The following is a 13,791-nucleotide window of genomic DNA, read 5'->3' as shown; positions in this document are numbered from 1 at the left end:
TTCGTCATAATATGTCCTTATATGCTCTAAAACGCGTGGGGCAATCAATGGCAGGCCCGCATTAGTGGCCTGTATTCAATGGCAGTTGTTAATGACTGATAGATTTATGCAGGGTACCTGCGGGTGCTGTAGTTTGGGTATTGAATTGCTGCAGGGGTAGAAAATAGCTTTGATTGCGGCCAGCCTTTTTGGCTTCATAGAGTGCTGCGTCAGCGCACTTGAGTAAGGCATTGGCATCAACGTCTGGATGCTTGTGGTAATTGCTAAAGCCTATGCTGACGCTGATGCGCTGGCTGATGTGTGATTTGAAATGCGGTATGTTCAGATCCCAGACTGCGGTACGCAGTTTTTCTGCAAACTGCATGGCTATGTCCGGTGCCATGTTAGGAAGCATCAGGATGAATTCCTCACCGCCGAAACGTGCCAGCACATCAGTCGCCCTGAGTAATTGCTTGCGCAGGGCTGCGGCCACCTGTATCAAGGCTTTGTCACCTGCCACATGGCCATAGTTATCGTTGTATTCCTTGAAGTAATCTATATCGACCATGAAGACTGTCAGGGGAACATGATGGCGAACCGCATGGCCCATGGCCATCTTGTAGTGTTCATCAAAGAAACGGCGGTTATAGATGCCGGTCAGGCTATCGGTCGTGGCTTCACGCTTCAATACTTCAGAATGCGTGCGCAGGATTTTTTCGCGTTTGATCGAGGTCGTTGAATCACTGATCTGTATCAGGCACTGGCGAGCGCCGTCCTCTGCAGTGATCGGCGTGATGGTAACAGACTGGTCTATACGTTTTTTCTCAACTTCCTGTTCGCCACGCTGAAACAGGGGTAAAGGGGAACGGTGCAGGGCATTCGACAAGACGACAGGCAAGCCATAGCTCAGGGTGTTGGTAATTGCGCTTAATATGGCACGGCTGGGTAATTCTTCAAAGGCTTCAGATACATGTTTGCCCAAGGCCTGGCTGGCCGGGATGCCGCTATATCTCTCTACCCAGCCATTCCAGAGGAGTACTGTTTGGTCCGCATCAAGCACGATCAGCCCCAGGCTGATGGTATTCAATATCTCATCTACCCGGTAGGCAGAAGCAGGCATCAACTGCGCCATTTAAACAGCTCCCAGAAAGTGATCAAGCTGCGTCACCAAATCGGCCAGTGAAGTTGAACTCAGCAAGAAAATCAAATGTCCCTCGGAGTGACGGCTTTCTATCGCCAGGTCAATATGCAGCAGCAGGACATAGGGCTGTTGAGCATCATTGCTGACGCGACGGAAAATTTCCTCGGTACTGGCAACGGAGTAATCTGGCAATGAACAATTCAAAGGAATATTTAGCATATCCGCCATTGCTGACAAGCAGGCATTGAGGATAATATTGCCCAGTTCGCACATCGCTTCCTGTTCAAATTCGGCAAGGTCTTCGAGGCTGATTTGCGAGCCCATCATGTCGCGCACGATTTTGAGTGCATGTTCCTCAGTGAACAGCAGGATGGCGTCTGCTTCAAAAGAGCCGCTGAAAGTCTGGTGTACCGCACCAAAGCGATCACTCTGCAAACCCATGGAAGAAACATCTATTTCTGAGGACTTGCGAATTTCGACCGAGGGAACAGAAAGGCGAACTTCTTCACCGACAATATCGCTGAGGCTGGCAGCAGCCCTGCCAGCGCCGACATTGAAGACCTCGCTTAATGCATCGAGATGAAGTTCGGTGAGGGAATTCATTTGCCGCTCGCGAAATAATTGAGGACGATAGTGATGGACTTTTCAGTCACCGGCTTGGCGACAAAGATGGTGCCTATGGAGGTGGCCCTGTTTTGCATGGTGTCCTGCACATTCGCGGAAAAAATGGCGATGCGCACTTCGGGGTGTTGCTGCAAAATTTGCTCTGCAGCATCAGTACCCAACATGCCTGGCATATTGATGTCCATGGTGCAAAAGTCTGGTTTATTTTCTATGACCGACTTGATGGCGTCTTCACCAGTGCCAGCTTCAAAAAACTCCCAGTCCGGATGCACTGCTTTGACGTGCGCACGGATCACCATGCGGGAAACTTTACTATCGTCAACAATTAGTATTTTTTTCATAATATTTTTTATGCAAGATAAGTGCACTCAACGGTTGTGAGTAGCAGCGCAAATTCATTCTACCTTAGAGCGACACAAAATTCGCCCTCCAGATGATCAATTAATGTTTCAAATGATTACGCTTTTTGCTTCAAACGTCGCCACAAAGTCGTCCTGCTGATACCCAGATAGTCTGCCGCTGCTTCACGGTTGTGGCTGAATTTTTCCATGATCAGTTCCAGTGACTCTGTTGCAGCCAGATCGCCAATGTTGCCTGATCTGCCTGCCATATCTGTGGGGGGCTGTTGTATAGGCTGTTGTATATATAGTTCAGGCAAGATTTTTGCCACGAAAGCAGGTGTCAGTGCCTGCAGGGGCTCTGCCGCCAGGAACAGGGCCAGGCGCTCCATGAGATTGCGTAATTCTCTTACATTTCCTGGCCAGTCGTAGGTTTGCAGCAGACTGCCGCAAGTGGCTATTTCTGCATGCAGGTTGGCGTGTGGTCTGGCACCCATGGCAGCCAGTGCATGCTTGAGGCACCATACTGCGAGGGGCAGCAGGTCGTCAGGACGCTGACGCAAGGGAGGCAGGTGCAGGCGTAATACAGCAAGGCGGAAATACAGGTCAGCGCGAAACTTTCCTTCTTTTACCCGGCTTTCGAGGTCGCAATGGGTAGCGCTGATGATGCGCACATCTACGGGGATAGGACGCATGCTGCCTACGCGGTTGATTTCGCGCTCTTCCAGCACCCGCAACAGGCGGGTTTGCAAAGTCAGTGGCATTTCGCCTATCTCATCAAGGAATACCGTGCCTCTGTGGGCAATTTCAAACAAGCCGGCATGGCCACCACGCTTTGAGCCTGTGAACGCACCATCTTCATAGCCAAATAGTTCAGATTCCAGCAGACTTTCGGCAATTGCACCACAATTCACGGCGACGAAGGGCTGGCGTGCCCGCGTGCTTTCCCTGTGTAAGGCCTGAGCCGCCAATTCCTTGCCGGTGCCGGTTTCACCTTGTAACAACACTGTTGCCGGGGAGCGTGCGAACAGGGAGATGGATTTGCGGGTGGCTTGCATGATGGCGGAGTCACCCCGCAAATCATTCAGACCATGCTTGGCGCGCAGAGATTCAGCAGCAGGGTGATGCCGTCCTCTGGCGGATTCCAGTCGTGTCAAGCGTGCGATTTCCAGTGCATCATCAAAAGCCTGCCGTATCGATGTGGCGGAATACATGAAAATGCCGGTCAAGCCTGCTTCTTCAGCCAGGTCGGTAATCAGACCTGCGCCGACGATGACCTTGGTGCCGCCCGCCTTGAGTTCACTGATCTGGGCACGCGCATCTTCTTCTGTGACGTAGGTGCGCTGCTCCAGCGGGAAACCGAAGGTCGTCTTGAAATCTGCCAGCTCAGGCATGGTCTCCTGGTAATTGATGAGACCGATGGCGGGCGACACCTTGCGCGCCCTGGCCAGTGCCTGCATGACATCAAATCCGCTGGCCTTGGCGATAACGACAGGGACGGGCAGACGGTTTTTGAGGTAAGCCCCATTTGACCCAGCCGCGATAACGGCATCACACCTCTCGGTCTGCAGACGCTCTTTCAGATATTGGGCGGCCTCTTCAAAACCCATGTGTATGGGTTCTATGTCGGCGCTGACATCATATTCAACCATGATGTCGCGGAACATATCAAACAGGCGCGAGATGGAGACTGTCCAGATGACAGGTTTGTCGTGGGCGTCGCGTAGTGCAGGAGGCTGTTTCATGTATGTTTCAATTGATGTTTCAAAATTCAATTTGAAACGTCATTATGAAACAAATTTGCGACATTGAACAGGATTGAATTTGCTCGCTAGACGAATAAGTAGTTGATTTATATGCATATCAGCCTGAAACAGCAGTCAGACCGGGGTTGCTGGCACGCCGATTGCAATACGCATCCCAGAATCTGTTCATTAACCTGAAAGCATACATATGAGTACATACTCCGCAGGTGCCGCCTTCCGCAAGGCGATGCAGGAAGAATCCCCTCTCCAAGTCGTCGGTGCAATCAATGCCAACCATGCCTTGCTGGCCAAACGTGCCGGTTTTAAGGCGATCTACTTGTCTGGTGGCGGTGTGGCTGCCGGTTCCTTGGGTTTGCCTGACCTGGGCATTTCCAATCTTGACGATGTCCTGACTGATGTGCGCCGCATTACCGATGTCTGCGACCTGCCTTTGCTGGTCGATGTCGATACCGGTTTTGGTTCCTCTGCCTTCAATGTGGCGCGCACAGTCAAATCCATGATCAAGTTTGGTGCTGCGGCTATCCATATCGAAGACCAGGTGGGCGCCAAGCGTTGCGGCCATCGCCCTGGCAAGGAAATCGTCAGCAAGCAGGAAATGGTAGATCGCGTAAAAGCTGCAGTTGATGCCCGTACTGATGACAATTTCGTCATCATGGCACGTACTGATGCGCTGGCAGTTGAAGGTCTGGAAGCAGCGATAGAACGCGCCCTGGCATGCGTAGAGGCGGGTGCCGACATGATCTTCCCGGAAGCGATCACTGAGCTGGCGATGTACAAGCAATTCGCCAACGCAGTCAAAGTACCTATCCTGGCAAATATCACTGAATTTGGTGCTACTCCTTTGTTCTCGGTTGAAGAGCTGGCTGCGGTGGATGTGGGTCTGGTCTTATATCCATTGTCCGCTTTCCGCGCCATGAACAAGGCTGCAGAAAACGTCTATGGCGCGATACGCCGTGACGGCACGCAAAAGAATGTCGTCGATACCATGCAAACCCGTATGGAATTGTATGAACGCATCAATTACCACGACTTTGAGCAAAAGCTCGATGCGCTGTTTGCGCAGCAAAAAGCCAAATAATAATGATATAAGCTGTCCCGTCCTTGTGCCACATCAATCTGGCGGATGGGAACAGCCCTGAATATGAACCTCTGGAGAAATAATCATGACTGAAGCAGTTCCTTTCAAACCTAAGAAATCCGTCGCCCTTTCTGGCGTTACTGCTGGCAATACCGCACTGTGTACCGTTGGCAAAACCGGTAATGACCTGCATTACCGCGGTTACGATATCCTGGACGTGGCAGACGCCTGCGAGTTTGAAGAAATTGCCCATTTGCTGGTGCACGGCAAATTGCCTACCGTCGCAGAATTGCGTGGCTACAAAGCCAAACTGAAAGCACTGCGCGGCTTGCCAGCCAGTGTCAAGGCAGCACTCGAATGGTTGCCTGCATCGTCCCATCCTATGGATGTCATGCGCACTGGCGTTTCTGCTCTGGGTTGCGTATTGCCAGAAAAAGACGATCATAACCACCCCGGTGCACGCGATATCGCTGACCGCCTCATGGCTTCTCTGGGTTCCATGCTGTTGTACTGGTATCACTATAGCCATAATGGCAAACGCATAGAAACTGAAACTGATGATGAATCCATAGGTGGTCATTTCCTGCATCTGCTGCATGGTGAAAAACCAAGCGCATCATGGGAAAAAGCCATGCATACATCGCTGATCCTGTATGCAGAACATGAGTTCAATGCCTCCACGTTTACTGGCCGCGTCATTGCTGGCACGGGTTCTGATATGTATTCCGCCATTACTGGCGCGATCGGCGCTTTGCGCGGCCCTAAACATGGCGGCGCGAATGAAGTCGCGTTTGAAATCCAGAAGCGTTACGACAATCCTGATGAAGCAGAAGCCGATATCAAGAAGCGTGTAGAAAACAAGGAAGTTGTGATCGGCTTCGGCCATCCTGTTTATACCATCTCTGATCCACGCAACAAGGTCATCAAGGAAGTGGCGCGCAACCTCTCTAAAGAAGCCGGCGCGATGAAGATGTTTGATATTGCTGAACGTCTGGAAACCGTGATGTGGGATATCAAGAAGATGTTCCCTAACCTGGACTGGTTCTCTGCCGTGTCTTATCACATGATGGGTGTGCCAACTGCCATGTTCACACCTTTGTTTGTGATTGCCCGTACATCAGGCTGGGCGGCGCACATCATAGAACAGCGTATTGACAACAAGATCATTCGTCCTAGTGCCAATTATGTCGGTCCTGAAGATCTGAAGTTTGTTCCATTGAATAAACGCAAGTAGGTTAAACCAAACTAAGCAAACCAGAGGTTGCAAAATGAAAGTGCAGGCAGACTTGTCCATACTCAGCACCAGACGCGCTGTGAGGCAGGATCTGCCGCGCCTGCTGGAACTCATCGCCGATGATGACCTGGGCAAGAACCGTGAAGGCGTGGGTTCGGAGGACGCATGTTATGCCGAGGCATTTGATCGCATAAGCGCCGATGATAATCAGTTCCTGATGGTAGCCGAGCTGGATGGCCGTATCATCGCCATGCAGCAGGTGACTTTCATCCCTGGCCTGAGCAGAAAAGGTGCTACCCGTGCCATGATAGAAAGCGTGCGCGTTGATGGTTATCTGCGCGGGCAGGGCATAGGCCATTGGTTCATAGAGCAAGCCATAGCCCTGGCACGTGAGCGCGGTTGCCAACTGGTGCAACTGACCAGCGACAAGAAACGCATACAGGCCCACCGGTTCTATGGAAGCATGGGCTTCACAGCATCACATGAAGGCTTCAAGCTGCAGCTCTGAATTGTAACTCTGAATTGCAACTCTGAGTTGCTGTCTGAACTCTTCTGAACACCGAATACTAATATTTAAAAATAGCGAGCCATGAATACTCAATTCCGCAAGCCACTACCCGGTACCACCCTGGATTATTTCGATACACGTGCTGCCGTCGATGCTATCGTGCCTGGTGCGTATGACAAGTTGCCATACACTTCACGCGTGCTGGCAGAAAACCTGGTGCGTCGCTGTGATCCTGCTACGCTGACTGATTCTCTGCGCCAGTTCATAGAACGCAAGCGCGACCTTGATTTTCCATGGTTTCCGGCGCGTGTAGTCTGCCATGACATTCTGGGCCAGACTGCCCTGGTAGACTTGGCTGGCTTGCGCGATGCGATTGCCTTGCAAGGTGGTGACCCGGCACTGGTTAACCCTGTCGTACCTACACAACTGGTGGTTGATCATTCGCTGGCTGTTGAATGCGGTGGGTTTGATCCGGATGCCTTCAATAAAAACCGCGCCATTGAAGACAGGCGCAACGAAGACCGCTTTGACTTCATCAACTGGACCAAGAAGGCATTCAAGAATGTTGATGTGATCCCGCCCGGCAATGGCATCTTGCACCAGATTAATCTGGAACGTATGTCGCCGGTGGTGCAGGTCAAAGACGGTGTCGCTTACCCGGATACTCTGGTGGGCACAGACAGCCATACCCCTATGGTGGATGCACTTGGTGTGATCGCGATTGGTGTTGGTGGCCTGGAAGCAGAAAGTGTCATGCTCGGTCGTGCATCCTGGATGCGTCTGCCAGACATTATTGGTGTGGAACTCACTGGCAAACCGCAGGAAGGTATTACGGCAACTGATACGGTACTGGCCTTGACCGAGTTCTTGCGCAATCAAAAAGTCGTCTCGTCTTACCTGGAATTTTATGGCGAAGGCGCATCCCACCTGACCCTGGGTGACCGCGCAACGATTTCCAACATGGCACCTGAATTTGGTTCCACTGCGGCGATGTTCTATATCGATGAGCAAACCATTAAATACCTGAAACTGACAGGCCGTGATGATGAACTCGTCAAGCTGGTAGAAACCTATGCCAAAGAAACTGGCCTGTGGGCAGATACCCTGAAGAATGCGGAATATGAACGCGTACTGAAGTTTGATCTGTCTTCTGTCGTTCGCAATATCGCAGGCCCATCCAACCCGCACAAACGCGTGCCAACATCGGAACTGGCAGCACGTGGTATCAGTGGCACAGTTGAAAACGAACCTGGCCTGATGCCTGACGGCGCCGTCATTATCGCTGCGATTACCAGCTGCACCAATACCAATAACCCGCGCAATATGGTGGCCGCCGGTTTGCTGGCCCGCAATGCCAACAAACTGGGTCTGACGCGCAAGCCTTGGGTCAAGAGTTCACTGGCCCCAGGTTCCAAGGCCGTGACCCTGTACCTCGAAGAAGCCAATCTCATGCCTGAGCTGGAGCAACTGGGCTTTGGCGTAGTTGCCTATGCCTGCACGTCCTGCAATGGCATGTCGGGTGCGCTTGACCCTGTCATCCAGAAAGAAATCATAGACCGTGATCTGTATGCGACGGCAGTGTTGTCGGGTAACCGCAATTTTGATGGTCGTATCCATCCTTACGCAAAGCAGGCTTTCCTTGCTTCGCCACCGCTGGTTGTGGCGTATGCCATCGCGGGCACCATTCGTTTTGATATTGAAAAAGACGTACTGGGTCTGGATGCAGCAGGTAAGCCAGTGATGCTGAAAGACCTGTGGCCTAGCGATGAGGAAATTGATGCTGTCGTCGCTGCCAGCGTCAAGCCTGAACAATTCCGCAAGGTCTATATCCCCATGTTTGCCAAACAGGCAGATGATGGACAAAAAGTTAGCCCCCTGTATGACTGGCGTCCACAGACTACTTATATCCGCCGCCCGCCGTATTGGGAAGGCGCACTGGCAGGTGCCCGCAACATGAAGGGCATGCGTGCGCTGGCAGTATTGGGTGACAACATCACGACTGACCATCTGTCACCATCGAATGCCATCATGCTCGACAGTGCCGCTGGTGAATACCTCGCCAAGATGGGTTTGCCAGAAGAGGATTTCAATTCTTATGCTACCCACCGTGGCGACCATTTGACGGCGCAACGTGCGACTTTCGCCAACCCGACTCTGAAAAATGAAATGGTCGTGGTTGATGGCAAGGTCAAGGCAGGTTCACTGGCACGTATAGAACCAGAAGGTCAGATCACCCGCATGTGGGAAGCGATCGAAACTTACATGGAACGCAAGCAGCCGCTGATCGTGATTGCCGGTGCAGATTATGGCCAGGGTTCTTCGCGTGACTGGGCAGCCAAGGGCGTGCGCCTGGCGGGTGTCGAAGTGATTGTCGCTGAAGGTTTCGAGCGCATACACCGCACCAACCTGGTGGGCATGGGTGTCTTGCCACTGGAATTCTTGCCAGGTGTGAACCGCCTGACGCTGAACATAGATGGCACAGAAACCTTTGACGTCATCGGTGATCGTATGCCGCGCGCAACCCTGACCCTGATCATCAATCGCAAGAATGGTGAATCTGTGGCTGTGCCTGTGCTGTGCCGCCTCGATACGGCAGAAGAAGTGTCGATTTATGAAGCTGGTGGTGTCTTGCAGCGTTTTGCACAAGACTTCCTTGAGTCTGCCAAGGCTGCGTAAGTTTTACTGGCACTGTTTTACTGACACTGCTTGCAAGCGCACCTCTTGATTGAGGGGCGCTGCCTCTGAATCAAATTTTAAAGAGTTAAAGACAATGGCCCATCTTCCACAGATCAAAATCCCGGCGACGTATATGCGCGGCGGTACCAGCAAGGGTGTGTTTTTCCGCCTGCAGGATTTGCCTGAGGCTGCCCAGCAGCCAGGTGCAGCACGCGATGCATTGTTGTTGCGCGTGATAGGTAGCCCCGACCCTTATGGTAAGCAGATCGATGGTATGGGTGGCGCAACTTCCAGTACCAGCAAGACTGTCATCCTCTCAAAAAGTTGCAAGCCTGATCATGATGTTGATTACCTGTTTGGTCAGGTGGCGATAGACAAGGCCTTTGTTGATTGGAGCGGCAATTGCGGCAACCTGTCTGCTGCAGTCGGTGCCTTTGCCATCAGCGCTGGCCTGGTTGATGCTGAACGTATTCCACAAAATGGTATCGCCACCATCCGTGTCTGGCAGGCAAATATTAGCAAGACTATTATTGCCCACGTACCGATGACTGATGGTGCAGTACAGGAGACTGGCGATTTTGAGCTCGATGGAGTGACCTTTCCGGCGGCAGAAGTCCAGCTTGAATTCATGGACCCGGCAGCCGATGAAGAGGGCGCAGGTGGCTCCATGTTCCCGACAGGTAATCTGGTCGATGATCTGGAAGTGCCTGGCGTGGGTACGCTCAAGGCAACCATGATCAATGCCGGTATTCCCACCATCTTCATCAATGCAGAAGCGATAGGCTATACCGGTACAGAATTGCAGGACGCCATCAACAGTGATGTTAAGGCGCTGGCCATGTTTGAAACCATACGCGCCCACGGCGCGTTACGCATGGGCCTGATCAAGGATATCTCTGAAGCTGCACAACGTCAGCATACCCCCAAGGTAGCTTTTGTTGCCAAGGCTGCTGACTACACCTCATCCAGCGGCAAGCAAGTCCAGACAGCGGATATCGATTTGCTGGTGCGCGCCCTGTCCATGGGCAAGCTGCATCATGCGATGATGGGTACTGCAGCCGTGGCTATCGGCACTGCGGCGGCAATTCCGGGCACGCTGGTGAACCTGGCGGCTGGTGGCGGTGCGCGCACTGCGGTGCGTTTTGGTCACCCATCCGGCACTTTGAGAGTGGGCGCAGAAGCGACGCAAGGCAATGGCGACTGGAGTGTCACCAAGGCCATCATGAGCCGCAGTGCGCGCGTGCTGATGGAAGGTTGGGTACGCGTACCCTCAGACTGACAAAATTTTGGATTTGAAACGAAGTAGTTTTATGCACGTGAAAGTGCAGGCCTCAACACGTGCCAGCGCCACTGTCCAACAATAATAATTAATGCTCAGGGCCGATGCGAATGTTAAGAACATTTTGTGATATTGAAGGAGACAGCATGACCTACGCAGCGTTTTATCAGGAATCTATACAAGACCCGCAAGGGTTCTGGGCCAAAGAAGCGCAGTTGATAGACTGGCACAAGCCTTATGATCAGGTACTCGACCATAGCAAGTCGCCATTTGCGAAATGGTATGTCGGTGGTGAAACCAATCTCTGCCATAACGCAGTTGATCGCTGGTTGGCCACCCAGGCAGACCAGCCTGCACTGATTGCCGTTTCTACCGAAACCAATACCGAAAAAACTTATAGTTTTGCCGAACTACATGCAGAAGTGCAGCGCATGGCGGCCATCATGCTTGGGCTGGGTGTCAAGCAGGGCGACAGGGTCTTGATCTATATGCCCATGATCGCTGAGGCGGCATTTGCGATGCTCGCCTGCGCGCGCATAGGTGCGGTGCATTCTGTGGTATTTGGTGGCTTTGCTTCCAAGAGCCTGGGCACGCGTATTGATGATGCCAAGCCTGTGCTAGTAGTGTCAGCCGATGCAGGCATGCGTGGTGGCAAGGCTGTGCCCTACAAACCCTTGCTGGATGAAGCCATCGCACTTGCTGAGCACAAACCCGCCCACGTCTTGCTGATAGATCGCGGCCTCGATGCCATGCAACTGGTGGCAGGGCGGGATGTTGATTATGCGACAGCAAGAGCGCAGCATCTGGATGCACAGGTGCCTGTGACCTGGCTGGAATCGAATGCCATGTCCTATGTCTTGTATACCTCAGGCACGACAGGCAAACCCAAAGGTGTGCAGCGTGATGTCGGTGGTTATGCCGTGGCACTGGCTTCATCGATGAAGCATATTTTCTGTGGCAAGCCGGGAGAAACTTATTTTGCGACTTCCGACATAGGTTGGGTGGTGGGTCACTCTTACATTGTCTATGGCCCGCTGATCGCTGGCATGGCGACCATCATGTATGAAGGCACACCGATACGCCCTGATGCGGGAATCTGGTGGAGCATAGTCGAGAAATACAAGGTCACGCGCATGTTCTCTGCACCGACTGCCGTACGTGTCTTGAAAAAGCATCCGCCCGAGCTGATGCGCAAATATGATTTGTCCTCGCTCAAAGCCCTTTACCTGGCGGGTGAGCCGCTCGATGAAACTACGTCAAGCTGGATAGCAAGCGAGCTTGGCGTCCCTATTATCGACAATTACTGGCAAACCGAGACGGGCTGGCCCATCCTGTCGGTTGCCCGTGGCGTTGAGCAGACTGCCACTCGCCTTGGTAGTCCGGGTGTAGCCATGTATGGCTACGATGTGCGCATCATCAATGAAAACACCGGTGCTGAGTGCGCGGCAAATGAAAAAGGCGTGGTTGCCATCAAAGGCCCGTTGCCACCAGGTTGCATGCAAACCGTGTATGGCGACGACCAGCGTTTCGTGAATACTTACTGGTCCAATTTCTCCCATGAGCAGTTGTATTCTACCTTTGACTGGGGCATCAGGGATGCTGATGGCTATTATTTCATTTTGGGTCGTACTGATGATGTCATCAATGTTGCCGGACATCGCCTGGGTACGCGTGAGATAGAAGAAAGCATTTCCAGCCATCCGCAAATTTCTGAAGTGGCGGTGGTGGGTGTTGAAGATAAGCTCAAAGGCCAGGTGGCAGTCGCGTTTGCCATACTCAAAAACCCTGAACTGGCAGAAACGCCGGAGCAAAAGAGAGCACTGGAGGCAGAGGTCATGAGTGTGGTTGACAAGCAGCTAGGGGCAGTCGCCAGGCCATCACGCGTGCATTTTGTCAGCATGTTGCCGAAAACCCGTTCCGGTAAATTGCTACGCCGCTCCATACAGGCGATCTGTGAAGGGCGCGCGGCTGGGGATTTGACGACTATCGAAGACCCGTCTTCCTTGCAGCAAATTCAGGCGGCCCTGAAGGCCTGAAAAGGCCTGATCGTTTGAAAGCCACGTATTGAAAACTGTGCTTTGAAAAAACCAAGGGAGCATATGCTCCCTTGGTTTTGTTGCATGCAGAATTAAGAAAACTCAGAGTTGCAGCGCAGCAGCCAGGGTTTGGACTTCTTCTTCTGACTCTTCCAGTATGCTGTTCAGCGTACCATCACCGACGACAAAGTCAATTTCTGAAGAATACTGTTCAGACACCTCGGCATAGGAATGGATATCCATGGGTGAATGCGTGGTTGCCAGTTCGTTCGCCAGTAACAGCGTATCCCCCAGGGTTTCTGGCGGCATGGCGCGCAGCCCGAACCACAGGGCCTCAACTGCTTCTACCACTTGCTGCGGCAGCATGAGGCTTTTGATCACGGCGGCACCTATCTGTGACTCGGATGATTCGCGGTCTATGATTGTGTCGAGGAAAGAGGGCAGGTCATCAGGACTGGAATCAGGTGCAGGTTCATCTCTTTCTATGAGAGAAGGGTACTCATCGACGCGGGACAGCAGGTAAAAATTTCCCACTTCATGCACGATACCGGCAAACATCGCTGTGTCCGGATCCAGCTTGGTGATGCGCCTGGCAATGACGCGTGACAGCGCTGCTACCTGGGCCGTATGCTCCCACAGCTTATTCGTCATGGCCTGCAATTGTTTGTTCTTGCTGGTGCCAGCGAGTTGTCGCACCACCAGCGAAGCAACCACCGCACGCAGGGTGCGTAAGCCCAGACGGCTGATGGCCGCCTTGACATTGGTGACATCATTGCCGCGATTGTAGGCGGCAGAATTGGCAATGGCGACCATGCGGGCCGCCAGGAAGGGTTCGTTCAAGACCAGTTTGGTTGCCGTATCAATACTGCAATCCGGGTCATCCAGGGTCTGCTGCAATTTAATGGAAGCCGCCACATTCGTCGGGAAAACCAGCTCTCCCCGTTTGGCTTGTTCAGCTATGCTGTTGAGCGCATCGATTTTATTCATCGCTATGTCTTTTGCACAAGTTAAACAAACATATGACAGGTGCAGGCTACACCCGGCCAGTCAGCACCGGGATTGTTTGTTGATTAACAAGCCCGGTGCTGTATTCGATTTACTGCTTATGTTTACAAAAATGAGTTTGCAGAAT

At 52.5% G+C, this 13,791-nt stretch carries 11 protein-coding genes; 6 read left to right on the top strand and 5 right to left on the bottom strand.

Translation table 11 applies throughout. The annotated features are described in order from the left end of the window. Positions 1 to 88: 88 nt before the first annotated feature. The 4 genes from ACO0LN_RS17970 to prpR form a co-directional block, all read right to left on the bottom strand. Positions 89 to 1,111 carry a diguanylate cyclase gene (locus ACO0LN_RS17970; protein ID WP_422976102.1) on the bottom strand — a complete coding sequence of 341 codons (1,023 nt, stop codon included), beginning with the start codon at positions 1,109 to 1,111 and terminating at the stop codon, positions 89 to 91. After that, entirely contained in the window at positions 1,112 to 1,723 is a 612-nt protein-coding gene (locus ACO0LN_RS17965) for a chemotaxis protein CheC (RefSeq protein ID WP_162059479.1), read from the bottom strand. Further along, entirely contained in the window at positions 1,720 to 2,085 is a 366-nt protein-coding gene (locus ACO0LN_RS17960) for a response regulator transcription factor (protein WP_422976100.1), read from the bottom strand. Before ACO0LN_RS17960 ends, ACO0LN_RS17965 begins: the two co-directional genes overlap by 4 nt. 116 nt (positions 2,086 to 2,201) lie before the next feature. Beyond that, the gene (gene prpR / locus ACO0LN_RS17955; protein ID WP_422976098.1) at positions 2,202 to 3,827 is read right to left on the bottom strand and encodes a propionate catabolism operon regulatory protein PrpR; all 1,626 of its coding nucleotides are present in this window, start codon (positions 3,825 to 3,827) and stop codon (positions 2,202 to 2,204) included. Positions 3,828 to 4,035: 208 nt separating this feature from the next. Here prpR and prpB point away from each other — a divergent pair, with 208 nt between their 5' ends. The 6 genes from prpB (at position 4,036) to ACO0LN_RS17925 (ending at position 12,659) form a co-directional block, all read left to right on the top strand. Further along, the gene (gene prpB, locus ACO0LN_RS17950) at positions 4,036 to 4,926 is read left to right on the top strand and encodes a methylisocitrate lyase (RefSeq protein WP_422976096.1); all 891 of its coding nucleotides are present in this window, start codon (positions 4,036 to 4,038) and stop codon (positions 4,924 to 4,926) included. A gap of 85 nt (positions 4,927 to 5,011) precedes the next feature. Then, positions 5,012 to 6,160, top strand: a complete 1,149-nt coding sequence (gene prpC, locus ACO0LN_RS17945) for a bifunctional 2-methylcitrate synthase/citrate synthase (protein ID WP_422976094.1) — start codon at positions 5,012 to 5,014, stop codon at positions 6,158 to 6,160. Positions 6,161 to 6,194: 34 nt separating this feature from the next. Next, a complete protein-coding gene (locus tag ACO0LN_RS17940; protein ID WP_422976092.1) occupies positions 6,195 to 6,668 on the top strand; it encodes a GNAT family N-acetyltransferase in 474 nt (157 codons plus the stop codon). 81 nt (positions 6,669 to 6,749) lie between these two features. Then, positions 6,750 to 9,344 carry a Fe/S-dependent 2-methylisocitrate dehydratase AcnD gene (acnD, locus tag ACO0LN_RS17935; protein ID WP_422976090.1) on the top strand — a complete coding sequence of 865 codons (2,595 nt, stop codon included), beginning with the start codon at positions 6,750 to 6,752 and terminating at the stop codon, positions 9,342 to 9,344. A gap of 94 nt (positions 9,345 to 9,438) precedes the next feature. Further along, positions 9,439 to 10,623: a 2-methylaconitate cis-trans isomerase PrpF gene (prpF, locus tag ACO0LN_RS17930; protein ID WP_422976088.1), complete on the top strand. Its 1,185-nt coding sequence runs from the start codon at positions 9,439 to 9,441 to the stop codon at positions 10,621 to 10,623. A gap of 146 nt (positions 10,624 to 10,769) precedes the next feature. After that, positions 10,770 to 12,659, top strand: a complete 1,890-nt coding sequence (locus ACO0LN_RS17925; protein WP_422976086.1) for a propionate--CoA ligase — start codon at positions 10,770 to 10,772, stop codon at positions 12,657 to 12,659. Positions 12,660 to 12,761: 102 nt separating this feature from the next. On the opposite strand, the gene ACO0LN_RS17920 is transcribed toward ACO0LN_RS17925, so the two are convergent. Next, the gene (locus ACO0LN_RS17920; RefSeq protein WP_422976084.1) at positions 12,762 to 13,646 is read right to left on the bottom strand and encodes an HDOD domain-containing protein; all 885 of its coding nucleotides are present in this window, start codon (positions 13,644 to 13,646) and stop codon (positions 12,762 to 12,764) included. Positions 13,647 to 13,791 lie beyond the last annotated feature (145 nt).

The organism is Undibacterium sp. TC9W (assembly GCF_049339865.1).
In the GTDB taxonomy this organism is placed as follows: Bacteria; Pseudomonadota; Gammaproteobacteria; order Burkholderiales; family Burkholderiaceae_D; genus Undibacterium.
Note: the sequence above shows the minus strand (reverse complement) of the source record. Positions and strands in the feature narration are given on the sequence as shown.